The 24,456-nt window shown below is 71.2% G+C and carries 28 protein-coding genes; 18 read left to right on the top strand and 10 right to left on the bottom strand.

Annotated elements, in window-relative coordinates; genetic code table 11:
* Positions 1–59 precede the first annotated feature (59 nt).
* The gene (locus OG385_RS32165; protein ID WP_266860175.1) at positions 60–1,019 is read right to left on the bottom strand and encodes an SDR family oxidoreductase; all 960 of its coding nucleotides are present in this window, start codon (positions 1,017–1,019) and stop codon (positions 60–62) included.
* A 152-nt stretch (positions 1,020–1,171) separates the two neighbouring features.
* Between OG385_RS32165 and OG385_RS32160 the strand changes: the two genes are divergently transcribed.
* The 4 genes from OG385_RS32160 to OG385_RS32145 are packed head-to-tail and all read left to right on the top strand — an operon-like array spanning position 1,172 to position 4,717.
* On the top strand, positions 1,172–1,921 hold the full coding sequence (locus OG385_RS32160; RefSeq protein WP_266860173.1) for an enoyl-CoA hydratase family protein: 750 nt from the start codon (positions 1,172–1,174) through the stop codon (positions 1,919–1,921).
* A gap of 41 nt (positions 1,922–1,962) precedes the next feature.
* Positions 1,963–2,811, top strand: coding sequence for a CoA transferase subunit A (locus tag OG385_RS32155; protein ID WP_266861296.1), 849 nt, complete (start codon positions 1,963–1,965; stop codon positions 2,809–2,811).
* Positions 2,808–3,593 carry a CoA-transferase subunit beta gene (locus OG385_RS32150; protein ID WP_266860171.1) on the top strand — a complete coding sequence of 262 codons (786 nt, stop codon included), beginning with the start codon at positions 2,808–2,810 and terminating at the stop codon, positions 3,591–3,593. Before OG385_RS32155 ends, OG385_RS32150 begins: the two co-directional genes overlap by 4 nt.
* Positions 3,590–4,717 (top strand): nitronate monooxygenase family protein, encoded by a 1,128-nt coding sequence (locus OG385_RS32145; RefSeq protein WP_266860169.1) that lies wholly within the window; start codon positions 3,590–3,592, stop codon positions 4,715–4,717. The genes OG385_RS32150 and OG385_RS32145 overlap by 4 nt, the downstream gene beginning before the upstream one ends.
* Positions 4,718–4,851: 134 nt before the next feature.
* Here OG385_RS32145 and OG385_RS32140 read toward each other — a convergent pair whose 3' ends face one another.
* The 3 genes from OG385_RS32140 to OG385_RS32130 form a co-directional block, all read right to left on the bottom strand.
* Positions 4,852–6,009, bottom strand: coding sequence for an acetyl-CoA C-acetyltransferase (locus OG385_RS32140; RefSeq protein WP_266860167.1), 1,158 nt, complete (start codon positions 6,007–6,009; stop codon positions 4,852–4,854).
* Between the two features lie 58 nt (positions 6,010–6,067).
* Complete coding sequence (locus OG385_RS32135) at positions 6,068–6,667, bottom strand: TetR/AcrR family transcriptional regulator (RefSeq protein ID WP_266861295.1); 600 nt, start codon at positions 6,665–6,667, stop codon at positions 6,068–6,070.
* Between the two features lie 96 nt (positions 6,668–6,763).
* Entirely contained in the window at positions 6,764–7,549 is a 786-nt protein-coding gene (locus tag OG385_RS32130) for an SDR family oxidoreductase (protein ID WP_266860165.1), read from the bottom strand.
* A 131-nt stretch (positions 7,550–7,680) separates the two neighbouring features.
* Here OG385_RS32130 and OG385_RS32125 point away from each other — a divergent pair, with 131 nt between their 5' ends.
* The 3 genes from OG385_RS32125 to OG385_RS32115 are packed head-to-tail and all read left to right on the top strand — an operon-like array spanning position 7,681 to position 10,717.
* On the top strand, positions 7,681–8,532 hold the full coding sequence (locus tag OG385_RS32125) for an enoyl-CoA hydratase (RefSeq protein ID WP_266860163.1): 852 nt from the start codon (positions 7,681–7,683) through the stop codon (positions 8,530–8,532).
* A complete protein-coding gene (locus tag OG385_RS32120; RefSeq protein ID WP_266860161.1) occupies positions 8,532–9,704 on the top strand; it encodes an acyl-CoA dehydrogenase family protein in 1,173 nt (390 codons plus the stop codon). Before OG385_RS32125 ends, OG385_RS32120 begins: the two co-directional genes overlap by 1 nt.
* Positions 9,701–10,717, top strand: a complete 1,017-nt coding sequence (locus OG385_RS32115) for an acyl-CoA dehydrogenase family protein (protein WP_266860159.1) — start codon at positions 9,701–9,703, stop codon at positions 10,715–10,717. The genes OG385_RS32120 and OG385_RS32115 overlap by 4 nt, the downstream gene beginning before the upstream one ends.
* A 133-nt stretch (positions 10,718–10,850) precedes the next feature.
* On the opposite strand, the gene OG385_RS32110 is transcribed toward OG385_RS32115, so the two are convergent.
* Together OG385_RS32110 and OG385_RS32105 are read right to left on the bottom strand one after the other, a co-directional pair.
* Positions 10,851–11,348 carry a peptidylprolyl isomerase gene (locus tag OG385_RS32110; RefSeq protein ID WP_266860157.1) on the bottom strand — a complete coding sequence of 166 codons (498 nt, stop codon included), beginning with the start codon at positions 11,346–11,348 and terminating at the stop codon, positions 10,851–10,853.
* A gap of 114 nt (positions 11,349–11,462) precedes the next feature.
* Entirely contained in the window at positions 11,463–12,911 is a 1,449-nt protein-coding gene (locus OG385_RS32105) for an MFS transporter (RefSeq protein ID WP_266860155.1), read from the bottom strand.
* Positions 12,912–13,092: 181 nt separating this feature from the next.
* On the opposite strand from OG385_RS32105, the gene OG385_RS32100 reads away from it, so the two are divergent.
* From OG385_RS32100 to OG385_RS32080, 5 genes are all read left to right on the top strand, one after another.
* Positions 13,093–13,359: a heavy-metal-associated domain-containing protein gene (locus OG385_RS32100; RefSeq protein WP_266860153.1), complete on the top strand. Its 267-nt coding sequence runs from the start codon at positions 13,093–13,095 to the stop codon at positions 13,357–13,359.
* Between the two features lie 123 nt (positions 13,360–13,482).
* Positions 13,483–14,418 (top strand): hypothetical protein, encoded by a 936-nt coding sequence (locus OG385_RS32095; protein ID WP_266860151.1) that lies wholly within the window; start codon positions 13,483–13,485, stop codon positions 14,416–14,418.
* A gap of 234 nt (positions 14,419–14,652) precedes the next feature.
* On the top strand, positions 14,653–15,438 hold the full coding sequence (locus tag OG385_RS32090) for an SAM-dependent methyltransferase (RefSeq protein ID WP_266860149.1): 786 nt from the start codon (positions 14,653–14,655) through the stop codon (positions 15,436–15,438).
* Positions 15,439–15,593: 155 nt separating this feature from the next.
* Positions 15,594–15,923 carry a hypothetical protein gene (locus OG385_RS32085; RefSeq protein WP_266860147.1) on the top strand — a complete coding sequence of 110 codons (330 nt, stop codon included), beginning with the start codon at positions 15,594–15,596 and terminating at the stop codon, positions 15,921–15,923.
* A gap of 206 nt (positions 15,924–16,129) precedes the next feature.
* Complete coding sequence (locus OG385_RS32080) at positions 16,130–16,393, top strand: DUF6213 family protein (protein WP_266860145.1); 264 nt, start codon at positions 16,130–16,132, stop codon at positions 16,391–16,393.
* Positions 16,394–16,465: 72 nt separating this feature from the next.
* Here OG385_RS32080 and OG385_RS32075 read toward each other — a convergent pair whose 3' ends face one another.
* On the bottom strand, positions 16,466–17,257 hold the full coding sequence (locus OG385_RS32075) for an endonuclease I family protein (RefSeq protein WP_266861294.1): 792 nt from the start codon (positions 17,255–17,257) through the stop codon (positions 16,466–16,468).
* A gap of 180 nt (positions 17,258–17,437) precedes the next feature.
* Between OG385_RS32075 and OG385_RS32070 the strand changes: the two genes are divergently transcribed.
* A complete protein-coding gene (locus OG385_RS32070) occupies positions 17,438–17,890 on the top strand; it encodes a DUF5990 family protein (protein ID WP_266860143.1) in 453 nt (150 codons plus the stop codon).
* A gap of 141 nt (positions 17,891–18,031) precedes the next feature.
* Positions 18,032–18,868 carry a hypothetical protein gene (locus OG385_RS32065; RefSeq protein WP_266860141.1) on the top strand — a complete coding sequence of 279 codons (837 nt, stop codon included), beginning with the start codon at positions 18,032–18,034 and terminating at the stop codon, positions 18,866–18,868.
* Positions 18,869–18,886: 18 nt separating this feature from the next.
* Here the strand turns inward: OG385_RS32065 and OG385_RS32060 are convergent, their stop codons facing one another.
* Entirely contained in the window at positions 18,887–19,597 is a 711-nt protein-coding gene (locus OG385_RS32060; protein WP_266860139.1) for a ribonuclease H, read from the bottom strand.
* A 277-nt stretch (positions 19,598–19,874) separates the two neighbouring features.
* On the opposite strand from OG385_RS32060, the gene OG385_RS32055 reads away from it, so the two are divergent.
* Entirely contained in the window at positions 19,875–20,360 is a 486-nt protein-coding gene (locus OG385_RS32055) for a cation:proton antiporter regulatory subunit (RefSeq protein ID WP_266860137.1), read from the top strand.
* Between the two features lie 6 nt (positions 20,361–20,366).
* Positions 20,367–21,602, top strand: a complete 1,236-nt coding sequence (locus OG385_RS32050) for a cation:proton antiporter (protein WP_266860135.1) — start codon at positions 20,367–20,369, stop codon at positions 21,600–21,602.
* Between the two features lie 59 nt (positions 21,603–21,661).
* On the opposite strand, the gene OG385_RS32045 is transcribed toward OG385_RS32050, so the two are convergent.
* The gene (locus OG385_RS32045) at positions 21,662–21,970 is read right to left on the bottom strand and encodes a hypothetical protein (RefSeq protein WP_266860133.1); all 309 of its coding nucleotides are present in this window, start codon (positions 21,968–21,970) and stop codon (positions 21,662–21,664) included.
* Between the two features lie 134 nt (positions 21,971–22,104).
* On the opposite strand from OG385_RS32045, the gene OG385_RS32040 reads away from it, so the two are divergent.
* A complete protein-coding gene (locus OG385_RS32040; protein WP_266860131.1) occupies positions 22,105–22,770 on the top strand; it encodes a transcriptional regulator in 666 nt (221 codons plus the stop codon).
* A gap of 13 nt (positions 22,771–22,783) precedes the next feature.
* Here the strand turns inward: OG385_RS32040 and OG385_RS32035 are convergent, their stop codons facing one another.
* Positions 22,784–23,254: a DUF5954 family protein gene (locus OG385_RS32035; RefSeq protein ID WP_266860129.1), complete on the bottom strand. Its 471-nt coding sequence runs from the start codon at positions 23,252–23,254 to the stop codon at positions 22,784–22,786.
* Between the two features lie 434 nt (positions 23,255–23,688).
* On the opposite strand from OG385_RS32035, the gene OG385_RS32030 reads away from it, so the two are divergent.
* A complete protein-coding gene (locus OG385_RS32030; protein WP_266861292.1) occupies positions 23,689–24,414 on the top strand; it encodes a FadR/GntR family transcriptional regulator in 726 nt (241 codons plus the stop codon).
* The last annotated feature ends 42 nt before the right edge of the window (positions 24,415–24,456 follow it).

Genomic DNA, 24,456 nt, shown 5'->3' with positions numbered 1-24,456 from the left:
GCCCGGCGCCGGGCCGACCGCCGTGCGGGCGCCACGAACGGGCGCCCGCACGGCGATGCTCACTGCGCGCCGTACACCGGCTGCGGCGGCTCGGCGGCGGCGAGCAGCCGCAGCGCCGCCTCGCCCGCCTCGGCCGGCGTCCAGCGCGCCCCCTTGTCGGCGCCGGGCCCCGGCCGCCAGCCCTCCATGACGGTGATCCGCCCGGCCTCCGCCTCGAAGACCCGGCCGGAGACTCCGCCGGACGCTCCGGAGGCCAGCCAGACCACGAGCGGCGAGACGTTCTCGGGGGCCATCGCGTCGAAGCCGCCGTCGCCGGACGCCGCCATGGCGTCAGCGAAGACCGTCTCCGTCATCCGGGTGCGGGCGGCGGGGGCGATGGCGTTGACCTGGACGCCGTAGCGGCCCAGTTCGGCAGCGGCGACCAGGGTCAGCCCCAGGATCCCGGCCTTGGCCGCCGTGTAGTTGCCCTGCCCCACACTGCCGAGCAGCCCGGCACCCGAACTGGTGTTGATCACCCGGGCCTGCGGCATCCGCCCCGCCTTGGCCTCCGCGCGCCAGTGCGCCCCGGCGTGCTTGAGCGCCAGGAAGTGACCCTTGAGGTGGACCCGCATGACCGCGTCCCAGCTCTCCTCGTCCAGGTTGACGAGCATCTTGTCCCGCAGGAACCCGGCGTTGTTCACCAGGATGTCCAGCCGCCCGAAGGCGTCGAGCGCGGCGGTGACCAGGGAGGCCGCACCGTCCGTCGTGGCGATGTCCCCACCGTGCGCGACGGCCTCGCCGCCCGCCGCGACGATCTCGTCCACGACCTCCTGTGCGGGGCCCGCCGAGCCGCCCGCGCCGTCGAGCCCGACCCCCAGGTCGTTGACGACGACCCGGGCGCCCTCGGCCGCCAGGGCGCGCGCGTGGGCGCGGCCCAGGCCCCGGCCCGCCCCGGTGACGACGGCGACCCGCCCCGCGCAGATTCCTCCGCCGTTCCCGGCCGTGCCGTCCGTCGCGCCTTGCACGTTCTGTGACGTCATCCCACTTCTCCTCTTCGCTTCTTCGGCTTCGTCTCTTCGGCTTCGTCGGCAGTCGTACGGGCAAGGACGCCGGGCGCCCCCTCCCGCGGTACGCGAACCACTGCTACCTTCTCACCTAACAAATGTTTGGTGGAAAGGTAGCTGATCTGCTCATGGGTGTCTCCACCTCAAGCCCGCTCAGCGGCGTAACCGTGGTCACCGTCGACTTCCCTCCGGTCAACGCCCTGCCCGTACAGGGCTGGTACGACCTGGCAGCGGCCGTGCGCGCCGCGGGCGCCGACCCGTCCGTGCGCTGCGTGGTGCTCGCCGCGGCCGGGCGCGGATTCAACGCCGGAGTCGACATCAAGGAAATGCAGCGCACCGACGGCCATGAGGCACTGGTGGGCGCCAACCGCGGCTGCGCCGAGGCGTTCGCCGCGGTGTACGAGTGCGAGGTCCCGGTGGTCGCGGCCGTGGCGGGCTTCTGCCTGGGCGGCGGTATCGGCCTGGTGGGCAACGCGGACGCCATCGTGGCGAGCGACGACGCGACCTTCGGCCTCCCCGAGCTGGACCGGGGCGCGCTCGGCGCCGCGACCCACCTCGCGCGCCTGGTCCCGCAGCATCTGATGCGCACCCTCTACTACACCTCGCGCACCGCCACCGCGCAGGAACTGCACCACCACGGCTCGGTGTGGGAGATCGTCCCGCGCGCGGAGGTGCTGGACGCGGCCGTACGGCTGGCGGCGGAGATCGCCGCCAAGGACGGCACTCTGATCCGCCTCGCGAAGGCGGCCATCAACGGGATCGACCCGGTCGACGTCCGCCGCAGCTACCGCTTCGAGCAGGGCTTCACCTTCGAGGCCAACCTGATCGGCGTCGCCGACCGGGTCCGTGACACCTTCGGAAGCAAGGAGAAGTCGTGAGCAGCGACACACCCGGGGAGACCGGGCAGACCGGAAAGATCATGTCGCCGGACGAGGTCGCCGGCCGGCTGCGCAGCGGCATGACGATCGGGATCGGCGGCTGGGGCTCCCGGCGCAAGCCCATGGCGCTCGTCCGGGCCCTGCTGCGGTCGGACGTCACCGATCTGACCGTCATCTCGTACGGCGGCCCCGATGTGGGCCTGCTGGCCGCCGCCGGGAAGATCCGCAAGCTGGTGGCCGCCTTCACCACGCTCGACTCCATCCCGCTGGAGCCGCACTTCCGTGCGGCGCGCCAGCGCGGTGACTTCGAGCTGACCGAGCTGGACGAGTCGATGTTCATGTGGGGGCTGACCGCGGCCACCCACCGGCTGCCGTTCCTGCCGGTGCGGGCCGGTCTCGGCTCGGACGTGATGCGGGTCAACCCCGAGCTGCGTACGGTCACTTCGCCGTACGCGGACGGCGAGGAACTGGTGGCCGTGCCCGCGCTGCGGATGGACGCCGCGCTCGTCCACCTCAACCGGGCCGACGCACGGGGCAACGCCCAGTACCTGGGCCCCGACCCGTACTTCGACGACCTCTTCTGCGACGCGGCGACCGAGGCGTACGTCTCGTGCGAACGCATCGTGCCGAGCACGGAGTTCGCCGATGCGGGCGCGCCGCAGACCCTGTTGGTGGGGCGGCAGTCGGTGACCGGGGTCGTCGAGACCCCGAACGGGGCGCACTTCACCTCCTGCATGCCGGACTACGGACGCGACGAGCCGTTCCAGGCGGCGTACGCCAAGGCCGCCGCGGATCCGGACGCCTGGCGGGAGTTCACCGCACGCTTCCTGTCCGGGGACGAGGACACCTATCAGGCCGCGGTCGCGGCGTTCGCCGAGGAGGGCGCATGAGCACACAGGACGCCACCGCCGATGAGCGGAGCGATGTCACCCGCGCCGAGTACTGCGTCATCGCCTGCGCCGAGGCCTGGCGGGGGGACGGCGAGATCCTGGCCAGCCCGATGGGGACCGTGCCCGCTGTCGGTGCCCGGCTCGCCCGGCTGACCTTCTCCCCCGACCTGCTGCTCACCGACGGCGAGGCGCTGGTGATCGGCGATGTCCCCGCCATCGGCGCCACGCCGGAGGTCGTCGAGGGCTGGCTGCCGTACCGGCGGCACCTCTCCATGGTGACCGGCGGCAAGCGGCACGTGATGATGGGCGCCAGCCAGCTCGACCGGCACGGCAACCAGAACATCAGCTGCATCGGCGACTGGAAGCAGCCCGCCAGGCAGCTGCTGGGTGTGCGCGGCGCCCCGGTCAACACCATCAACAACCCGACGAGTTACTGGGTGCCGCGGCACTCCACCCGGGTGTTCGTCGACAAGGTCGACATGGTCAGCGGTGTCGGCCACGACCGCGCCGCCGCCGCGGGCCCTTCGGCCACCCGATTCCACGAACTGCGCCGGGTCGTCACCGATCTGGCGGTGCTGGACTTCGAGACACCGGACCGCACACTGCGCGTACGCTCGCTGCACCCCGGGGTGGGCGCGGACCAGGTGCGCGAGGCCACCGGCTTCCCGCTCACGATCGCCGACGACGTACCCCGTACCCGCGAGCCGAGCGCGGAGGAACTCCGGCTGATCCGTACGGTCATCGACCCTGCGGGGCTGCGCAACCGTGAGGTGCGTACGTGACCGGGGACAGCGGCGGTACGGGCCCGGCCGCCACGCTCTCCACCCCGCTCACCGAGCTGGTCGGCGTGCGCCATCCGGTCGTGCAGACCGGCATGGGGTGGGTGGCGGGGCCCCGTCTGGTGTCGGCGTCGGCCAACGCCGGGGCGCTGGGCATCCTGGCCTCCGCGACCATGACGCTGGAGCAGCTGCGCTCGGCGGTGCGCGAGGTCAGGTCCCGTACGGACCAGCCCTTCGGCGTCAACCTCCGGGCCGACGCGGGCGACGCCGCGGACCGGGTGGCCCTCATCATCGAGGAGGGCGTGCGGGTGGCGTCCTTCGCGCTCGCCCCTTCCGAGGCCCTGATCGGCCGGCTGAAGGACGCGGGCGTCGTGGTGATCCCGTCCATCGGTGCGCGCCGGCACGCCGAGAAGGTGGCCGCGTGGGGCGCCGACGCGGTCATCGTGCAGGGCGGCGAGGGCGGCGGGCACACCGGTGAGGTCGCCACCACGGTGCTGCTTCCGCAGGTCGTCGACGCGGTGGACATCCCGGTCGTGGCGGCGGGCGGATTCCGTGACGGCCGCGGTCTGGTGGCCGCGCTCGCCCAGGGCGCGGCGGGCGTGGCGATGGGCACCCGGTTCCTGCTGACTTCGGACAGCACGGTGCCGGACGCGGTGAAGGCGGAGTATCTCGCGGCGGGTGTCAAGGACATCACCGTCACCACCAAGGTCGACGGGCTGCCGCACCGGATGCTCCGTACGCCGCTGGTCGCCTCGCTGGAACGCTCGGGGCGGCCCGCGGCGCTGCTGCGGGCGCTGCGGCACGCCGCCGGTTTCAAGGCGCACTCCGGTCTCGGCTGGGCGGAGATGGTCCGCGACGGCCTGGCCATGAAGCACGGCAAGGACCTGACCTGGAGTCAGGTGCTGCTGGCCGCCAACACACCGATGATGCTCAAGGCGTCGATGGTGGACGGCCGCCCCGATCTGGGGGTGATGGCGTCGGGGCAGGTCGCCGGATTGATCGACGATCTGCCGTCCTGTGCCGAGCTCGTCGGCCGGATCATGTCCGAGGCCCACGAGACGCTGCGGTCGCTGGCCGCGCTGGAGGCCGGAGTCGCCGTCCCTGGTGCGTCCACCGGGACCGGCTGAGAACACCGGGACATGCAACGGCCGTGCCGTTCCCGGCACCTGGAGGTGCTGGGAACGGCACGGCCGCATTGCGTGAGAGGCCTGCCGGAAGCCCCGTCGGATGCCGGTAGGAGGCATCCGACGGGGCCGTCGTGTCAGAGGCGCTCGATGATGGTGACGTTGGCCTGGCCGCCGCCCTCGCACATGGTCTGGAGGCCGTAGCGCCCGCCGGTGCGCTCCAGTTCGTGCAGGAGCGTCGTCATCAGCTTGGTGCCGGTCGCCCCGAGCGGGTGGCCCAGTGCGATGGCGCCACCGTTGACATTGACCTTCTCCGGATCGGTGCCGGTCTCCTTCAGCCAGGCCAGCACCACAGGCGCGAACGCCTCGTTGATCTCGACCAGGTCGATGTCGTCCATGGACATGCCCGCCTTCTTCAGCGCGTACGCCGTGGCCGGTATGGGCGCGGACAGCATCCGGATCGGGTCCTCGCCGCGTACCGAGAGGTGGTGGATCCGGGCCCGGGGCGTCAGCCCGTGCTCGCGTACGGCCCGTTCGGATGCGAGCAGCATGGCCGACGCCCCGTCGGAGACCTGGGACGAGACGCCTGCGGTGAGCCGGCCGCCTTCGACAACCGGCTTCAGTCCGGCCATCTTCTCCAGTGAGGTGTCCCGGCGCGGCCCCTCGTCGGTGGTGACCTCCCCGTAGGCGACCGTCTCGCGTGCGAAGCGCCCTTCGTCGATCGCCCGGAGCGCGCGCTGGTGCGAGCGGAGCGCGAACTCCTCCATGTCGGTACGGGAGATGCCCCACTTCTCGGCGATCAGTTCGGCGCCGTGGAACTGGTTGACGGGCTGGTCGCCGTAGCGCGCCCGCCACCCCTCGGACCCGGCGTACGGCCCTTCGGTCAGCCCCAGCGGCTCGGCGGCCTGCCGGCTGGCGAAGGCGATGGGAATCATCGACATGTTCTGGGTGCCGCCCGCGACCACGAGGTCCTGGGTGCCGGACAGCACCCCCTGCGCGGCGAAGTGCACGGCCTGCTGGGAGGAACCGCACTGCCGGTCGACGGTCACACCCGGCACCTCCTCGGGGAGCCCGGCGGCCAGCCAGCTCGTCCGGGCGATGTCCCCGGCCTGCGGGCCGACCGTGTCCAGGCAGCCGAACACGACGTCCTCGACGGCGGACGGGTCGATACCGGAGCGCTCCACGAGCGCCCGGAGCACATGCGCGCCGAGGTCGGCCGGGTGGACGGCGCTGAGCCCGCCCTTGCGCCGCCCGACCGGGGTGCGTACCGCTTCGACGATGTAGGCCTCGGCCATGACTGCTCCTCCATGGGAACCTGATGGGGTTCCGACCGTCCGGCAACCGGCGGTCGGTCTACGTTTCCTGGTGCGGCCCGGACGCGATGCCTTCCAGCACCATCGCGAGGTACTGGCGGGCGATCTCCTCCGGGCTGTGCTGTCCGCCCGGCCGGTACCAGCTCGCGGCGACCCAGACGGTGTCGCGCACGAAGCGGTAGGTGAGACGGACGTCGAGATCGCCGCGGAAGGCCCCATCGGAGACGCCGCGTTCGAGCGTTCCGAGCCAGGCCTTCTCGTACTTCTCCTGCGAGTCGGCGAGATAGCCGAAGCGCGGCTGCACGGAGAGGTACTTCGATTCCTTCTGGTAGATGGCGACTGCGGCGCGGTGCCGGTCGATCTCCCGGAAGGACTCGGTCACAAGGGCTTCGATGGTCTCCCTGGGGCCGAGACCGGAGGCGAGTACGGCGTCGTAGCGGGCCCACAGCTCGTCCAGGAAGGTGGTCAGGATTTCATCGAGCATCGACTCCTTGGAGTCGAAGTGGTAGTAGAGGCTGCCGGCCAGGATCCCGGCCTCGTCCGCGATCTTCCGCACCGTGGTGGCGTTGTAGCCCTGAGCTGCGAACACCTCGGCGGCGGTGGCGAGCAGCTCCCTGCGCCGCGCGGGCGAGGGACTCATCGCGGTCTTTTTCTTGGCTGCGGTCGCGTTCTTGCCCGGCACGTTGTCGGCCGGCGCGTTCTTGGCTGTAGGCACAGACCCATTGTCGTTCCCCGCTCACGCGTGCTGACTGCTGACCGACACCGTCTCGCCCGTCATGTACGAGGAGTAGCCGCTGGCCAGGAAGACGATGACGTTGGCGATCTCCCACGGCTCGGCGTACCGGCCGAAGGCCTCGGCCTCGGTGAGCTGTTCGAGCAGCTCGGGCGTGGTGACCTTCACCAGGTGCGGGTGCATGGCCAGGCTGGGCGAGACCGCGTTGACCCGTACGCCGTACTCGGCGGCCTCCACGGCGGCGCAGCGGGTGAGTGCCATCACGCCGGCCTTCGCGGCCGCGTAGTGGGCCTGTCCGCGCTGGGCGCGCCAGCCGATGACGGAGGCGTTGTTGACGACGACTCCCCCGCCGCCGGAGGCCTTCATCCGGCGCAGCGCGGCGCGGGTGCACCGGAAGGTCCCGTTCAGGGTGACGTCGATGACCTTGTCCCACTGGGCGTCGGTCATCTCGGTCAGCTCGGCGGTTCCGCCGAGCCCCGCGTTGTTGACGACGAGGTCGAGCCCGCCGTGCCGTTCCTCGGCCAGGTCGAAGAGGGCGCCCACCTGGTCCTCGTCGGTGACGTCGCAGGCGGCGCCGGCGACCCGGTCGGCGCCGAACTCATCGGCCAGGGCCCGGACGGTCTCGTCGAGGCGGCGGGCGTGGCTGTCGCCGAGGACGACACGGGCGTCCTCCTCCAGGAACCGGCGCGCGGTGGCGCCGCCGATCCCCGCGCCGGCTGCCGCGGTGATCACTGCGGTACGGCCGGCGAGCAGCTGGTGCCCGGGGAGGTACTGCGGGGGCTTGTTCACGGATGTCCACCTCGCGATGCGGTCCGCTGCCGGGCGGTCCCGGTGCCGGATTCCTCGACGCTGCTCATGGCCGTAGGTTAACCTACCAAACACTTGTTAGGGAAGAATACCTGCCAGAGAAGGAGCCGCCGATGACCGCCGACCACGAAGAGCCCGTGGTGCGCTACGAGCGGCAGGGCCCCATAGCCCTCGTCACCATGAACCGCCCCGACTACCGCAACGCCCAGAACTCCGCGATGACGTACGCACTCGACCGCGCCTTCTACCGCGCCGCCGACGACAGCGAGGTCAAGGCCGTCGTCCTGACGGGCGCCGGCCGGCACTTCTCCGCGGGGCACGACATCGGCACCCCGGAGCGCGACGCGCACCTCCCCTTCGACCGCACGGCGGGACTCTGGTGGGACCACTCGGACAAGACGGGCGCGGAGAGCCGTTTCGCCCGGGAGTCCGAGGTCTATCTGGGCATGTGCCGGCGGTGGCGCGAGCTGCCGAAGCCGCTGATCGCCTCCGTGCAGGGCGCGTGTGTGGCAGGCGGGCTGATGCTCGCCTGGGTCTGCGACCTCATCGTCGCCTCCGACGACGCCTTCTTCGCGGACCCGGTCGTACGGATGGGGATCCCCGGCGTCGAGTACTTCGCCCACCCCTGGGTGATGCCCCCGCGGATCGCCAAGGAGTTCCTCTTCACCGGTGACCGGATGAGCGCGCAGCGCGCCTACGAGGTCGGCATGGTCAACCGGGTCGTTCCCGCGGCCGAGCTCACCGACCGCACCCGTGAACTCGCTGCGCGCATCGCCGAGATGCCCCGGATGGGGCTGGCCCTGACCAAGCGCGCGGTCAACCAGGCCGAGGATCTGCAGGGCCTGCACACCGGTCTCGACTCGGTGTTCGGCCTGCACCATCTCGCCCACGCGCACAACGCCGAGACGGCGGCCGACTCGCTCGGCGGTATGGACATCGGTGCGATGAAGAAGGCAGGACGCTGATGGATCTCGACTTCACCGCCGCCGAGGACTCCTTCCGCGCCGAGGCGCGCGAATGGCTCGCCGCACACGTCCCCGCCTCGCCCCTGCCCTCCCTGGAGACCGCCGAGGGCTTCGCGGCCCACCGCTCCTGGGAAGGGACCCTCTCGGCCGACCGCTGGTCGGTGGTCTCCTGGCCCGCCCGGCACGGCGGCCGGGACGCCTCGATCCTGCAGTGGCTGATCTTCGAGGAGGAGTACTTCGCGGCGGGCGCACCCGGCCGCGTCAGCCAGAACGGCATCAACCTCCTCGCCCCCACCCTCTTCGAGCACGGCAGCCCCGAGCAGTGCGCCCGGATCCTGCCCGCCATGGCGAGCGGTGAGGTGATCTGGGCGCAGGCCTGGTCCGAGCCCGAGTCCGGCTCGGATCTGGCCTCGCTGCGCTCCACCGCGACCCGGACGGCCGGCGGCTGGCTGCTCAACGGCCAGAAGGCATGGTCGTCGCGGGCCGCCTTCGCCGACCGGGCCTTCGGGCTCTTCCGCAGCGACCCGGACGCGGACCGGCCGCACCGCGGCCTCACCTATCTGATGTTCCCGCTCGACGCCGACGGCGTGACCGTACGGCCCGTCGGACGCCTCGACGGCAAGCCGGCCTTCGCCGAACTCTTCCTCGACGACGTCTTCGTGCCCGACGCCGACGTCATCGGCGAGCCGAACCGCGGCTGGCAGGTCGCGATGAGCACAGCGGGCAACGAACGCGGCCTGACGCTGCGCAGCCCGGGACGCTTCACCGCCGCGGCCGAACGGCTCACCGCGTTGTGGCGCGCCGAGGCCGACCCGGACGACACCGCGCTGCGCGACCGGGTCGCCGACGCCGTGATCCGCTCGCGCGCCTACCAGCTGTTCACCTACGCCAACGCCTCGCGAATCGCGGCCGGCGGCTCCATCGGCGCCGAGTCCAGCCTGAACAAGGTCTTCTGGTCGGAGCTGGACATCAGCCTGCACGAGACGGCACTCGACCTCCTCGGGCCGCGCGGCGAGCTCTCGGACGAGGCAGCGGACGCACCCGCCGACGGCAGCTGGGCCGACGGCTACACCTTCTCGCTGGCGGGCCCCATCTACGCGGGGACCAACGAGATCCAGCGCGACATCATCGCCGAGCGGCTGCTGGGCCTGCCGAAGGGACGCCGGTCATGAAATTCCTGCTGGACGACGAACAGACCGAGTTCGGCCGGACGCTGGACCGGATGCTCACATCGGCCGACGTACCGGCCGCCGTACGGGCCTGGGGCGCGGGCGACACCGGCCCCGGCCGCGCGCTGTGGAAGCGGATCGCCGACGCGGGGGCCTTCGCCCTAGCCGTACCGGACAAGTACGAGGGCATGGGCCTGCTCCCCGTCGAACTCGCCGTCTCCTTCATCGAGTTGGGGCGGCACGCCGTACCGGGACCACTGGTGGAGACCGTAGCGGCGGGCGTCCTTCTCGGCGGGCCCGCAGGGTGCCCGGACACGGCGACCGCGGACCGCTGGCTGCCGCGGCTCGCATCGGGTCAGGCGATGGCGTCGCTGGCCATGCCGGCGGGCGGCCCGTACGCCCTGGACGTGGACACCGCCGACGTCACCTTCGTGGTGGGACAGGGAGAGACGGAGCTGCACGCGGCGTCCGGGCACGGCACCGTCCAGCCCTCGGTCGATCCGGCCCGGCGGCTCGCGGTCCCGCACATCGCCGGCGGAGTCCCGCTCGCGTCGGGCGCGGATGTCGGCGCGGCGGCCCGTGCTGCCGCCGACTGGGCGGCGTTCGCGACTGCGGCCCAGTCGCTGGGGGTCGGTCTGGCGCTGGTCGAGCGGACAGTCGCCTACGCCAAGCAGCGCACCCAGTTCTCCACCACCATCGGCTCTTTCCAGGCCGTGAAGCACCGGCTGGCCGACGCGCTGACCGGGCTGGAGTTCGCGCGCCCGCTGGTGCACGGTGCGGCGGTGGCCCTGGCGGGCAGGTCGCCGGATGCGGGGGCCGAGGTCGCGGCCGCGAAGGTGGCGGCGGGCGAGGCGGCCTACGCGGCGGCCCGTACCGCACTGCAACTGCACGGCGCCATCGGCTACACCGCCGAGTACGACCTGTCGCTGTGGATCCGCAAGGCCCGCGCCCTGCGCTCGGCCTGGGGCTCCCCGTCCGCCTGCCGGGCCCGGGTGCTGGCCGCGCCGGGTGGGTGAAGCCTCAGGAGGCACGACCGGGTCCGGGGCTCCGCGACCGCTCGCACTGGCGGCGGTCGCGGAGGCACCCGGACATCTCCGGTCCGTGCCGGGAAGGGTCCCGAAGGGCCCCGTCAGAAACCCCAGGGGGGGGTTACTTCTCGACGACTCCGGAAGCCGCGATCTCGATCTTCGCGCTGGTGCCGCCGGAGCGGGATCCCAGCGACTCGATCTTCTTCACGAGGTCCTGACCCTCGATGACCTCGCCGAAGACGACGTGCTTGCCGTCCAGCCACGGGGTCACCACCGTGGTGATGAAGAACTGCGAACCGTTGGTGTTCCGGCCGGCGTTGGCCATCGACAGCAGGTACGGACGCTCGTGCTTCAGCGTGAAGTTCTCGTCGGCGAACTTCTCGCCGTAGATGCTCTTGCCGCCGGTGCCGTCGCCCCGGGTGAAGTCGCCGCCCTGGAGCATGAACTCCGGGATGACACGGTGGAAGCCCGAGCCCGCGTAACCGAAGCCGTGCTGGCCGGTGGCGAGCTCGCGGAAGTTCTGCGCGGTCTTGGGAACGACGCCGTCGAAGAGCTCGAAGACGATCCTTCCCGCGGCCTCGCCGTTAATGGTGATGTCGAAGAAAACGTTGTTAGACATGGAGACATCCTGTCACGTCCGCCCCGGAGCCCCAGGCCACAGGTCCGGCGGCCCGCCGGACGGAGTCGTATGCCGTCCGGCGGGCCGCCCGGCCCGGGTGGTGGAACAGGGCCGTCAGACGGCCTCGGGCTGCTCCTGCGGCACAGCTCCCTCCGTTCCGGAGGTCGCCGGCGCGCCGCGCAGGGTGAGGAGCGAGGCGGCCCCGCCGGCCGCGGCGAGGACCGCCGCACCGATGAACGCGGCGGAGAAGCCGTTGGCGAGGGCCTCGGGATGGCCCAGTTCGTTGGAGCCGTGCGCGGCGGCGACCGCCGTCATGGCCGCGAGCCCCAGGGCCGAGCCGACCTGGTAGCTGGTGTTGACGATGCCGGAAGCCAGCCCGCCCTCCTCGGGACGCGCGCTGGAGAGGGCCGTACCGAGCGAGGGGATGAAGGCCAGCGACATACCGACCGCGGCCAGCAGCGAGGCGGGCAGGACATCGACCCAGAAGGTGCCGTCGGCGCGGACGAAGGAGAGCCAGACCATGCCGGCGGCCAGCGCGAACAGCCCTGTGACGATCATCGGCTTGGGGCCGAACCGGGCCATCAGCCGGGGCGCGAGGACGATCATCATGACCATGATCGCGACCGTCATGGGCAGCAGCGCGGCCCCGGAGGCGAACGCACCGAGCCCCAGCACCTGCTGCAGGTAGAGGTTGAGGAAGAACCACATCGGGATCCAGGCGGCGGCCATCAGCAGCTGGGCGATATTGGCACCCGCCAGATTGGGTGAACGCAGGATGGCGAGCCGCATCAGCGGCTCACGCCGCCGGGACTGGATGACGACGAACGCAGCGATCAGGGCGATCCCGGCCAGCAGGACGAGCCAGGTCCTGGGCGAGCCCCAGCCCGTTCCGGGGGCACGGACCACCGCGAAGACGGCAATGGCCAGCCCCGCCGTGACCGTGACGGCTCCGGCGAGGTCGATGGAACCCCGGCGCGCCGGGACCGACGGCATGACGCCCGGCGTGATCGCCAGGACGGCGATCGCGATGGGGATGTTGATGTAGAAGACCCAGGGCCAGCTGGCGTACTGGGTGATGAGGCCGCCGAGGAAGACGCCCGCGGTGCCGCCCGCCGGGGCTGCCGCACCGTAGAGCGACAAGGCCTTGGGGAGCTCGGCCGGGCGGGATCCGAAGAGCATCATCAGCAGCGTCAGCGCCGACGGCGCGATCAGTGCGGCGCCGATGCCCTGCAGCGCGCGGCCGGTCAGCTCGATCCAGACCTCGCCGGCCAGCCCCGCGGTCAGGGAACCGACCGCGAGGACCGTCCAGCCGATGACGAAGAGCCGTTTGGCCCCGAACAGGTCCGACAGCCGGCCGCCGAGGAGCAGGAGCCCGCCGAACGCCACGACGTAGGCGTTGAAGACCCAGGACAGGTTCTCCTGCGAGAACCCCAGGTCGTGCTGCATATCGGGCAGGGCCACGCCAATGATCGACGTGTCCATGATCACCATGAACTGCGCCAGGGCGATCACTGCGAGCGCGGTCCAGCGCCGCGGATGCGGAGGTGCGGCTGAGTCTGACATCACTGTGCTCCCATACCGGAGGGGGGTATCCTTGGAGTTGCAACATACCCCCAGGGGGTACGTAACGCCAGTCCCGATGTCGCATCGATCCGACTTGACGAGATACCCCCAAGGGGTATGTAGTCGGACGAGTGACCGGCGGAGAGACCGCCGGCGCGACCGAGAAGCAGGAGGCTTCGCCATGACCACCACCGCGTCCGCGTCCCCGGCCGTCTACACCGTCAGCGGCATGACCTGTGCGCACTGCGTCAAGTCCGTCACCGAAGAGGTCTCCAAGATCGACGGCGTGACCCAGGTCGATGTCGACCTGTCCACCGGCAAGGTGACGGTGACGTCCACCGCCGCCGTGGACGACGCGGCATTCGCCGCCGCCATCGACGAGGCCGGTTACGAGGTCACCGCGGCACCCGAGCAGGCGTCGGGGAGCTGCTGCGGCAGCTGCCACTGATCCAGCCCGCCGCCCCGGCCCGGCGGCCCGCGCACAGCGGGCGCCGGCCGCCGGCGGCCGGCGGCCGTATCCCGCCCCCCGCACGATCGGCACGGAGCCGTCGGCTCCCCGGAAGGACAAGCGATGAACACCATCGGCAAGACAGCAACGTTCGCGGTAGGTCTCGCCCTGGTCTTCGGGGCCTCCCTCGGTATCGGCCACGCGGTGGGGCCGGTGGGTGACAGCGCCGAGGCCCACGCCGGCCACGACATGGCCGGTTCCGCCGACCCGATGGGGTCGGGCGACACCGTGCCCGGCGGCCTGCAGGTCTCCGAGCACGGGTACACCCTCGTACCGCCGTCGGATCCGCTGCCGGCCGGCAAGCAGACCGACTTCCGCTTCCGGATCACGGGGCCCGACGGCAGACCGGTCACCCGCTACACGCAGTCGCACGGCAAGGACCTGCACTTCATCGTGGCCCGCCGCGACCTGTCCGGCTTCCAGCACGTCCATCCCGAACTGGGCGCCGACGGCACCTGGTCGGTACCGCTCACCTTCGGATCGGCCGGGAGCTACCGCGTCTTCACCGACTTCGTGCCCGCGGGCGGCAGCGGGCTCACGCTGGGCGCGGACGTCTCCGTCGCGGGCGACTACCGGCCCACTCCGCTGCCCGCCCCCTCCCGCACGGCACATGTCGACGGATACACCGTCACCCTGTCCGGAGATGCGACGGCCGGCGCGGCGAGCATGCTCACCCTGTCGGTGGCGAAGAACGGCCGGCCGGTCACCGATCTCCAGCCCTACCTCGGTGCGTACGGGCATCTCGTCGCCCTGCGCCAGGGCGACCTCGCCTACCTCCACGTGCATCCGCAGGGAGCCCCCGGCGACGGCACCACGCGCCCCGGGCCCGGGATCACCTTCCACGCAGAATTTCCCAGCGCCACCGCGTACCGGCTGTATCTGGACTTCCAGCACCAGGGGAAGGTCCACACAGCCGAGTTCACCGTGCAGGCGGCGGCCTCGCACGACGGCTCCGGGTCCGGTGCGGACATGCCGGACCACGACGGACACGACCACTGATCCACGCACAGGACGGACCGGGCCCGGCGGGCCCGGTCCGTCTTCATTTCCCCCCGTCCCCTCAGTTCCGCGGGGCCAATGCCATGTGCTGGGTGGCGAGTTGCTGTGACAGACTGCGCCGACAAGGCGCTGGTCGGCCGGGGTGCGGTGGACTGCGGCAGTGCGGCAGTCACCCTCTCCCCCGGCCTCACCCAGGGGCCTGCCCCGTCCACTCCTCGCGCAACGGAGCCCGCCATGACGGCAGCCGCACCCGCCCCCCGGATCGACACGAGCAAGCCGCACCCCGCGCGGGTCTACGACTGGCTGCTGGGCGGCAAGGACAACTACCCCGTCGACCAGGAGGTGGGCGAGAGCCTTCCGCCCGAGGCGAAGGACGCCGCCCGGCAGAACCGCGCGTTCATGAACCGCGCCGCCGCGTGGCTGGCGGGCAGCGGCATCGACCAGTTCCTCGACATAGGCACCGGCATCCCCACTCGGCCGAACCTGCACCAGATCGTCCAGCAGACCGTGCCGTCGGCGCGGATCGTCTACACGGACAACGACCCCATCGTCCTGCGGCACGCGGAAGCCCTGCTGGTCAGCAGCCCGGAGGGCGCGACCGACTACATCCAGGCGGATGTGCGCGAGCCGCGCACGATCATCGAGCACGCCAGGAAGTTCCTGGACTTCGACCGGCCGATCGCGCTCTCCCTGATCGCGCTGTTGCACTTCGTGCCGGACGACCAGGACCCGTACGGCATCGTCGGCGCCCTGGTGGAGACGTTGGCGCCGGGCAGCTGCCTGGTGATGTCCCACGCCGCGTCGGACCGGTACGAGGAACTGGCGGCCATGGTCACGGCGCAGTACGCGAAGGGCGGCATCCGGCTCGGCTTCCGCACCCGTACCGAGGTGGCCCGGTTCTTCGACGGAATCGATCTCGTCGAGCCCGGCCTGGTGACCGCGACCGAGTGGTTCAAGGACACCGCCTCCCCGGAAGCGGAAGGCAGCGGGATCTACGCAGCGGTGGGACGCATCCGCTAGGGCCGGACAGGGCCTGGAGCCCCGGCCCTGGGGTGTCTCCTCCGGATCCGGCCGGGAGCAGCGCGGGCGGAGCACACTGGGTGGTACAGGATCCGTGTGATCAGGTGCGCGGCCGCCCGCGTTCCCGGTGGCCGCAGCCGGGAAGGGGATTCCTCATGTCCCACCGTGCCGCACTGGGAACAGGCCACGGCGGACGCGCCCCGCACTCGCACTCAGTGTTCTCCGGCCCCCGATGGGTCAGGACCGGGACCGAACCGCTGACCGCCTACAGCGCACTGGGCGCCCGTCTGGTGCTCTCCGCCATCGCCCTGCCGCTGTTCGCCGCGGGGGCGGCGCTCCTCGCCCTGTGGGCGGCTTCGGCGCGCCCCGCGGGATCCCCGGGCACGGCGGTCCTGGTGGCTCTCGCCGCCGTCTGCGCTCTCTTCACCGCCGTGTCGGCCATCGACATCGCCGTCATCCGGCGCCGCCGCGCCGAGCGCCGGTGAGGTCCGGCCCCGCCCACGACTCCGCGTGCCGCTCCGATGGTCCGGGGTGGGTAGGCGCGTGAGCGGGCACCTGACACCACACACCCGGATGCCTCGCGCATCGGCTGCGCCCGCGGCGGGCATGGACCTCATGTCCCGCGTGAGGGCGCAAGGTGTCATTAGAGTCGCATCGCGGAGCATTCCGCAGACACTGGAGGCGGAGAGACTTGAACCGTGACGTCATGCTGGCCCTGGTCCCCGACGAACAGGGCGTGCTGCATGTGGCAGCCGCCGACGTGAGCCACATGCTGCGGACGCTCGGCGCCGGCTGGCTCCAGGCGGTGCGCGACGACGCGTCGAACGCCGACGAGGACACCGTGGCCGCCCTCACCATCGAACTGGCGAAACTCGCCGACCAGATCGACGTCGAGTGCATCGCCCACACCTCCAAGGGGAGCGGAGACGTGAGCGGAGACATGGAGAGCCCCTGAGCCCCGGCACGCCCCGGAAGCAGTAAGGGGTGGGCCCGGACGCGGGCCCACCCCTTGTCGTACCGCCCGCGTCTACCAGATCGAGTCGACCCACTCGGGGTGGTCGATGAACGGGTTGCGGTTGTGCTGGTAGTCGCTGTAGATCACGTCGTTGCGGTGTTCCTCGAAGGCGTCGGGCGGGTCCTCGTCGCTCCACTTCGTGAGCACGCTGATCCGGCCGATGGCCGGCGCCGATCCGTTGTCCACCTTGTCGTTCGGCTCCAGGTCCGGGAATCCGTCACCACCGTCGTACCGCACGGCCATGTAGAGGATCATGCGGGCGACATCCCCCTTGACCGCGTCGCGCGGCTCGAAGGAGTCCGAGTCGGTGAAGTTGCCGGGGGCTCCGGCCACGGCCGTGCCGCCGTTGTCGAAGTCCTTGTTCCCCCGGACACCGTTCACCGAGACGTCCGCGGGCCGCAGATGGTGGAGATCGGTGCCCGGTCCGGTGGCGGTACCGAAGTCCCCGTGCGACTTGGCCCAGACGTGCTCGCGGTTCCAGTCCCCCGTGCTGCCGCCGCTGCTCGACTTGGGCACGGACTTCCCGGTGTACAGCTCGATCACGTCGGAGGAGTTGGCCGGGTCCTGGTCGGTGACCTCCAGTGCGTCCCAGACCTGGGCGTAGCTGACCGTCGACTGCTTGCTGATGATCGTGTGGAGCGCGCTCTTGAGCGCCGCGCCGGACTTGCCCTCGGCGTCCGCGTAGTACGAATCGTCCAGCACCCCGGCGGCCGTCGCCGCCGGGAGGGGAGCAGGGCGGGCCGCCGCGGGCGCGGGGGGTGCCACGCTCAGCGCGGCGACCGCCGCCAGGGCCGCGGCGGTCATCCATCTCGTCGCTGTAAGACGGGACATGTGGGGTGTCCTCTCCAACTGGCGCGCGGTAGCACGTGGTTGATGTCATGTACGGTTCACAGGACACTGCCACGGCCCCCGGTCCGGCGTGTGAAGAACACGGAACGAGCGTGTGCCGATCTGCCGAACGCCCCGGCCCTGGACAATGGCGGCATGCAGCTCCGTATCGAAGCCTCCGGCCTCCCCGGCCGCACCAGTTCCGCTTTCGCCGACGCCGTCGACATCCACGTCGGCGTCCAGGCCAAGGACCGCCCCCAGGAAGTGGCCGCACCGCACGCCGGCGACCTGCCGTCGGCCCGGTGGACGCTGGAGTGCACGACGGCGCCGGGGCCCGACGGCACCGTCATCGCCGGTCCGTACATCCAGAACCGCTTCGGCGGACGCTTCGTCTATCTGTCCTGGACCACCGCGGACGAGGACGGCACCGCCACCATGTTCCGGCGCGCCAAACTGATGCTGGACGCCGTCAGCCCCGAAGTGCTCGACGCGGCGGTACGGTCCGGCCGCCTCACCGCCCGGCTGCGCCTCACGGACGGCCAGGGGCAGCCGCTCTGCGGTTCGGTGCGGCCCCCGCTGATCACCTGGACCGCCGAGCCCGCCGACTAGGTCCTTTCGCTGGGATCCGGCCGGGCTCGCGGCTACGTCGCATTCCGGCCATCGGCAGGCAACTGCCGCGCCGGGGTGGTGCGTTCGTACGGGCGTCCGGTCTACGCTTCGCCATCCCGCTGCCGAACCGCCGGAGGATCAGTGCCCCCCAAGACGCTCCGCGTTGCCGCCGTTCTGACGGGCGCCATAGCGCTCTCCGTCGCGTTCCTGCCCAGCGCGACCGCTGCCTCCCCCGGTGGCTGGACCGAGTCGGGCACCTCCTACACCGGCTCCCTGACCGGCGGCGAGGGCGTAGCCAGCCGGGCGGACGGCTCGCTGCTCTTCCGCGGGCTCGCGTCGGTGCCGCTGGACCTCCGCGCCAAGGGCTGGAACCACGTGGGCGATCCGGACATCGCCGACGGCGATGTCTTCGACGCCTACCAGGGCGGGGACGACGCGACATCGAAGATGTACGCGGTGACGACCCCCGACGGGAAGCGGTACGAGTACGTCCACCGACTCGACCCGGGCGAGAAGCTCAACAACTCCTTCACCGCGGTCTCTCCGGACTCGCAGTGGATGGTCTCCGGGGAGTGGGGCGACCAGGACCGCCTCCAGGTCTTCCCGGCTCCGCTGCTGAATCCGGCCACTCCACCCACGGGCGGGGCGCTCCCGCAGGCCGGCCAGATCTCACTGGACCGCGCGGTGAGCGACATCCAGGGCTGCGACTTCGTATCGGACACCCGGCTGGTGTGCGTATCCGACGACGAGGCCAAGGACCTGCTCCAGGTCGACCTCCCGCACGCCCTGGACGGCAGTGTCGTCACCGGCCGGGTGACGACACTGCTCCAGCTCCCCCGGCGCAGCATCTGCTCCGGCACCTTCGAGTCCGAGGGCGTCGACTACGACCCGAAGACGTCCACCCTGCGCGCGGAGGTGGTCCAGCCGGGCGCCTGCATGGTGTCCACGACGGTCTACTCGTACTCCCCGGCCGGCTGATCCGGCCGGCCGCTCGGCTCAGGCGTCCGCCGTGCGGCAGTCGGGGTGGCCCCAGCCGTCCGCGTTCTTGGCGATGGGCTCACCGGTCGCGTAGGAACGGCCGCAGCGGCACCGGCCGGGGAACTTCGCGTTCAGTGTCCGCGACGAGGTGCGCTTCGCCGACGGCCCGGCCTTCGTGGCGCCCCCGGAGGGACGCCGGGACGCCCCGCCGGTACGGACGGCGTCGGGCGCGGCGGGCGGCTGCGGGGAGCCGAGGTGGCTGCCCGCGGCCTCCTGCACGATCGCGGCCTGGCTGGCGGCCCGGTCGGCGAAGTCATTGAGCGGGTCACCGTTGACCTGGTGCGCGGGGACGTAGCGGAACTCGACGGTACGGCCGGTGAGCAGTTCATCGATCCGCATCACGAGTTCCTGGTTCGCGACCGGCTTGCCGGCCGACGTCTTCCAGCCCTTGCGCTTCCAGCCGGGCAGCCAGGTCGTGACCGCTTTCATCGCGTACTGGGAGTCCATCCGGATCTCCATCGCTACGCGCGGGTCCACGGCGGCCAGCAGGCTCTCCAGAGCCGTCAGTTCGGCGACGTTGTTGGTCGCCGTGCCCAGCGGACCCGCCTCCCAGCGGACGGGTGCCCCCGCACCGTCGGCAATGACCCAGGCCCATGCGGCAGGTCCCGGATTTCCTTTCGACGCCCCGTCACACGCGGCGATAACGCGTTCAGCCATGCCCCCGATCATGCCAGCAACAGCGGCGGGCCCGGCACCACACCCTTACCGGGCGGCCTCGGTACAGAGCGCTACCGTCGCAGGTCTCATTTCCTTGACAATTCGGACACAAAAGCCACCAACCACCCCATAAAGACCGCACTATTTACCATTACTTGACCTGCGCTAGAGTATGAGCAGAGCTACCGGCTGCCCACCGGACCGGATCCACCGAGACCGAGCGCGGTCGGGCCGCGCCTCCGGCAACCGTGTCCGTACACCGCCCCTCAATGCCTTGATGGAGCCTTCCATGGAACCCGCCGCCCGCATCCGGAAAACCGGCCTGCCCGGAGTCGGAACCAGGTACGACCTCAACACCGATGCCGGACAGCACATTTCGGTCGTGGCACATCAGGACGGCCGGCGCATCCTCGCTTTCCACGACCCCGAGGACGACGACAGCTGCCGCAGCTCGACTCCGCTCGCCTCGCACGAAGCGGCCGCGCTGTCCCGGCTGCTCACACCGGCGCCGGTGGCCCAGTTGCACGAGCACCTGGAGATCGACCTGGTGAGCGAACGCATCGCGATCACCAAGAGGTCCCCGTACGCGGGGCGCGTCCTCGGCGCCACTCAGGCGCGCACCAGGACCGGCGCCTCCATCGTCGCCGTGCTGCGGCGGACCACCGCATTCCCCTCTCCCACCCCGGACTTCCGCTTCGCCAGTGGCGACATCCTCGTTGTCGTCGGCACCCGCGAAGGCGTGGACGCCGTCGCGGAACTGATCACCGGAGGATAGACGCCTGTGCACGACATGTCCGCGCTGCTCATCGAACTCGGGGCGGTCATCCTTGCCCTGGGCCTCCTCGGCCGCTTCGCCGGCCGCATCGGCTTCTCCCCCATTCCGCTGTACCTGCTGGCCGGACTCGCCTTCGGCCACGGCGGCCTCATCCCGCTGGACGCCAGCGAGGAGTTCACCGCCACCGGCGCCGAGATCGGCGTCATCCTGCTGCTCCTCCTGCTGGGACTTGAGTACAGCGCGTCCGAACTCGTCACCAACCTCAAGACGCAGTACCCCTCCGGGATCGTCGACTTCGTACTGAACGCGACCCCGGGCGCTGCCGCCGCGCTCATCCTCGGCTGGGGCCCGGTCGCCGCCGTCGCGCTCGCCGGTGTCACCTGGATCTCCTCATCGGGAGTGATCGCCAAGGTGCTCGGGGATCTCGGCCGCCTCGGCAACCGGGAGACACCGGTCGTCCTCGGCGTGCTGGTCATCGAAGACCTGGCGATGGCCGTCTACCTGCCGCTGCTCACCGCGCTGCTCGCCGGGCTCAGCCTGGCCGGGGGCAGCCTCACTCTGCTGATCTCTCTCGGCACGGTCGGCGCGGTCCTCTATGTGGCGCTGCGCCACGGCCGGTTCATCAGCCGGGCGGTCTCGTCCGACAACCCCGAGATGCTGCTCCTCGTGGTCCTCGGGCTGACGCTGTTCGTCGCGGGGATCGCGCAGCAGCTCCAGGTCTCCGCGGCGGTCGGTGCGTTCCTGGTCGGTATCGCGCTCTCCGGTGAGGTCGCCGAAGGCGCGCACAATCTGCTGACTCCGCTGCGTGACCTCTTCGCCGCCGTCTTCTTCGTCTTCTTCGGGCTGAGCACCAACCCCGCCGACATTCCGCCCGTCCTCGTCCCCGCGCTGCTGCTCGCGATCGTGACGGTGCTGACGAAGATCGCCACGGGCTGGTACGCGGCCCGCCGGGCCGGGATCAGACCGGCGGGACGCTGGCGGGCCGGCGGCACACTGGTGGCGCGCGGTGAGTTCTCCATCGTGATCGCGGGTCTGGCGGTCGGCGTCGAGCCGCGCATCGGCCCGCTGGCTACGGCGTACGTCCTGATCCTGGTCATCGTGGGCCCGCTGACCGCCCGCTGGACCGAGCCGCTGGCACGCCGGCTCCGCCGCGGAACGACAGCCGCACCGCCGGCGGCCCCGCGGGCCACCGAAGCGGCGGATGCGGCGGACGCGGCCGGCACGGCCGGCTCCCGCAGCTGACGGGCCGGGTACGGCTACGCACACCGCGCCGGTGGGCGTGCCCTACTGCTGAGCGTGCCCTACTGCTGAGTCGTCCAGGGCCCTGCGTTGTACGTGACGGTCTGGGCCGTGGCTCCGCCGCCGGTGCGGACCGCCTCGACGACGATCTGGTGGAGTTCCCGGCTGGCTCGCTCCGAGCCGCAGGGCACCGGGCTGCCGACCAGGGTGAACCAGTCCGACGACCCGCTGTACTGCACGGCGAAGGACGCCTGGTCCTCCGACCACGTGGTGTGCACCGTCAGGTCGCCGGTCAGCACACCGACCTCTTCCGTACGGACTCCGCCCGGTCCCGCGAAGATTCCGCTGGTGGTCCACGAAGCCCAGGTCATGGCGTCGTCCTTTCGGACAGGGACAGCCGTTCGAGTGAACATGTCCGAGTATGGCACCGCCGCCCGGGGTGCGCACGACAGGTGCCGCACACACTCTGGGCGGGTACCGCGTACCCATGACGAAGGGGACCGGAATGGACCGTACAGCGCTGGACGTACTCAGGAGCACCACGGCCGCGCTCGCACCGGGCGCGGCGGACAACCGGCTCGTGCCGCTCATCGCCGCGGGTACCGCGGACCCCGGCGCACTGTCGGCGCTCGCGCTGGAACAGCAGTACATCATCGCGAGCGACCGGAGCGCCTTCGCGTATCTGGCCGAGCGGTCGGCCGCTCGCCGGGAGGACGCCTGTGCCGTATTCTTGGCCTCCCTCGCGGGCGGCGAGAACACCGCGGCCGAGCGGCTCGAAGCGCTGACCTCCGCGTGCGGACTCGACAGCGCCGACGTGGCGGCGTACGAACCGACGGCCGGCTGCCAGGCCTACCCCTCGTACGTGGCCAGGCTGGCACTGACCGGCGCACCGGCGGAGGCGGCCCTCGCACTCACCGCCAATTTCGCCGCCTGGGGTGGCTACTGCGCGGCGATCGCGGAGGGGCTGCGCACCCACTACGGCTTCGACGACGAGGCCTGCGGGTTCTTCGACTTCTTCGGCGAGCCCGCGCCCGGTCTCGAAGCGCAGGCAGCGGCCGCCGTCCAGGCCGGGCTCGACGGCGGCCTGGACACCGCAGCCGCCCTCCGGCACGGGCGGCTGTTGCAGAGCTACGAGCTGATGTTCTGGAACACCCTCGCCGAACTGGCCTGACGGACATGCCGGTTCAGTGTTCGGACTCCCGGTCGTCGAACTCCTCGGGGAAGGGACAGTCCGCGCCCTGGGGCGGCTCGGGTCCGTACTCCGTCATGACGACCGTCTGTTCGACGCGCACGATGCGGTAGACCCTCTCACCGAGGACCACCTGGTCCGCGCCGTTCTCGACGGCGTCGGCCGCCTGTGCGTAGCGGACCGCCGTGACCTGCGGGTGCTCGGTGGTACCGCGCAGGACCGCTGCCAGATCGAGCCGCGCCTCGTCCTCGCTCGGCTGGGCCGGGAACATCTGCCGCCAGCCCGCGCCTTCGAGGACCATCGCCGCGTACGCGGTGTACGGCGCCATCCGGGTCCGCTCGAAGGACGTCGATTCGATCGGGTAGCGGCGGCGCAGCTTCTCCTCGCGTGCGCCCGTCGCGAGGACCTGTCGTGCCTCCTCGTCGAAAGCGCTCCGGCTGCCCGCGGTCTCGTCGTGATCGCTCATGGGGCCATCATCCTGCCCAGGTCCGGGTCGCCGTAAGACGTCAGCGCGGTGTCCGGCACGCGGCTCGCCGACGACGATCAGCTCGGGCTCCAGGGCGAGCGCCCGTGCGATGGCGGCGCGCCGGCGCCGGCCCGCCGGAGAGCTCGTACGGGTAGCTCCGCAGGGTGCGCTCCGGGGCGAGCCGGACCAGTTCGAGCAGTTCGGCGGGGGCTTGGTTCCTCCGCGTGACGTGAGCTGCCTGGTCCCGGCCGCGGTACTCGTGCGCTGAGACGGTGCTCGTGCTCTGAGACACGGGGGTCCTCCTGATGCGGGGGAACGGAACAGCGACGGCACCAGGTGCAGAAATTTGTCTGATGTCTGATGTCTGATGGCTGGTAACGTGTGAACGTAGCTGGGACGAGGAGAGGGGTCAAGGGGTGGAGAGCCGACACATCCTGGAAGGACGTCAGGGGCGTTCCCTGCTGAGACAGGAGGTCAGCGAGGGCATCAAGCGGTACATCCTGGAGAACAAACTCCGCCCGGGAGATCCGCTGCCCACCGAGAGCGAACTGAGCGCCACGCTCGGCGCCAGCCGGTCGAGCGTCCGCGAGGCGGTCAAGACCCTCGACGCGCTGGACATCGTGGAGGTGCGGCACGGCCACGGCACTTACGTCGGCAGGCTCACCCTCTCGGCCCTGGTGGAGGGGCTCACCTTCCGCGGACTGCTCAGCCGCGACGACGACTTCAAGGTCATGTCGGACCTGGTGGACGTACGCGAACTGTTCGAGCGCGGGATGGCGGAGCGCATCCTCACCTCCCTGGACAGCGACCACCTCCGCACCCTCTACCGCATCGTGGACGACATGGAGCGCTCGGGGAGCGGCGACGGTACGGGCTTCGTCGAGGCCGACCGCGCCTTCCACGCCCTGCTGGTCGAACCCCTCGGCAACGAGCTGATAGGGCAGTTGTCGCTCGCGTTCTGGGATGTCTACACGATCGTCGTGCCGCATCTCGGCGTGATCACCAGCAAGGACGAGGCCGAGACCGTGGCCAACCACCGCAGGATCGTCGACGCCGCCCGCGCCGGCGATGCCGACGCCTTCACCCGCGCCATCGCCGAGCACTACGCACCGGTCAGGCGACGGGTACAGGAGGCACGGGCGGCGGCTCCAGCCGGTTGACCCGCCCCTCCGGAACTCCGGGCCCGCCCCCGCACCTTGACG

Origin of the sequence: Streptomyces sp. NBC_01306, assembly GCF_026340465.1 — a bacterium.
Taxonomy (GTDB): Bacteria; Actinomycetota; Actinomycetes; order Streptomycetales; family Streptomycetaceae; genus Streptomyces.
Note: the sequence above shows the minus strand (reverse complement) of the source record. Positions and strands in the feature narration are given on the sequence as shown.

Coding starts and splice junctions, on each gene's coding strand:
- OG385_RS32165 (WP_266860175.1), bottom strand. CDS start 1,019: ATGACGTCACAGAACGTGCAAGGCGCGACGGACGGCACGGCCGGGAAC.
- OG385_RS32160 (WP_266860173.1), top strand. CDS start 1,172: ATGGGTGTCTCCACCTCAAGCCCGCTCAGCGGCGTAACCGTGGTCACC.
- OG385_RS32155 (WP_266861296.1), top strand. CDS start 1,963: ATGTCGCCGGACGAGGTCGCCGGCCGGCTGCGCAGCGGCATGACGATC.
- OG385_RS32150 (WP_266860171.1), top strand. CDS start 2,808: ATGAGCACACAGGACGCCACCGCCGATGAGCGGAGCGATGTCACCCGC.
- OG385_RS32140 (WP_266860167.1), bottom strand. CDS start 6,009: ATGGCCGAGGCCTACATCGTCGAAGCGGTACGCACCCCGGTCGGGCGG.
- OG385_RS32135 (WP_266861295.1), bottom strand. CDS start 6,667: ATGAGTCCCTCGCCCGCGCGGCGCAGGGAGCTGCTCGCCACCGCCGCC.
- OG385_RS32125 (WP_266860163.1), top strand. CDS start 7,681: ATGACCGCCGACCACGAAGAGCCCGTGGTGCGCTACGAGCGGCAGGGC.
- OG385_RS32120 (WP_266860161.1), top strand. CDS start 8,532: ATGGATCTCGACTTCACCGCCGCCGAGGACTCCTTCCGCGCCGAGGCG.
- OG385_RS32115 (WP_266860159.1), top strand. CDS start 9,701: ATGAAATTCCTGCTGGACGACGAACAGACCGAGTTCGGCCGGACGCTG.
- OG385_RS32110 (WP_266860157.1), bottom strand. CDS start 11,348: ATGTCTAACAACGTTTTCTTCGACATCACCATTAACGGCGAGGCCGCG.
- OG385_RS32105 (WP_266860155.1), bottom strand. CDS start 12,911: ATGTCAGACTCAGCCGCACCTCCGCATCCGCGGCGCTGGACCGCGCTC.
- OG385_RS32100 (WP_266860153.1), top strand. CDS start 13,093: ATGACCACCACCGCGTCCGCGTCCCCGGCCGTCTACACCGTCAGCGGC.
- OG385_RS32095 (WP_266860151.1), top strand. CDS start 13,483: ATGAACACCATCGGCAAGACAGCAACGTTCGCGGTAGGTCTCGCCCTG.
- OG385_RS32090 (WP_266860149.1), top strand. CDS start 14,653: ATGACGGCAGCCGCACCCGCCCCCCGGATCGACACGAGCAAGCCGCAC.
- OG385_RS32085 (WP_266860147.1), top strand. CDS start 15,594: ATGTCCCACCGTGCCGCACTGGGAACAGGCCACGGCGGACGCGCCCCG.
- OG385_RS32075 (WP_266861294.1), bottom strand. CDS start 17,257: ATGACCGCCGCGGCCCTGGCGGCGGTCGCCGCGCTGAGCGTGGCACCC.
- OG385_RS32070 (WP_266860143.1), top strand. CDS start 17,438: ATGCAGCTCCGTATCGAAGCCTCCGGCCTCCCCGGCCGCACCAGTTCC.
- OG385_RS32060 (WP_266860139.1), bottom strand. CDS start 19,597: ATGATCGGGGGCATGGCTGAACGCGTTATCGCCGCGTGTGACGGGGCG.
- OG385_RS32055 (WP_266860137.1), top strand. CDS start 19,875: ATGGAACCCGCCGCCCGCATCCGGAAAACCGGCCTGCCCGGAGTCGGA.
- OG385_RS32045 (WP_266860133.1), bottom strand. CDS start 21,970: ATGACCTGGGCTTCGTGGACCACCAGCGGAATCTTCGCGGGACCGGGC.
- OG385_RS32040 (WP_266860131.1), top strand. CDS start 22,105: ATGGACCGTACAGCGCTGGACGTACTCAGGAGCACCACGGCCGCGCTC.
- OG385_RS32035 (WP_266860129.1), bottom strand. CDS start 23,254: ATGAGCGATCACGACGAGACCGCGGGCAGCCGGAGCGCTTTCGACGAG.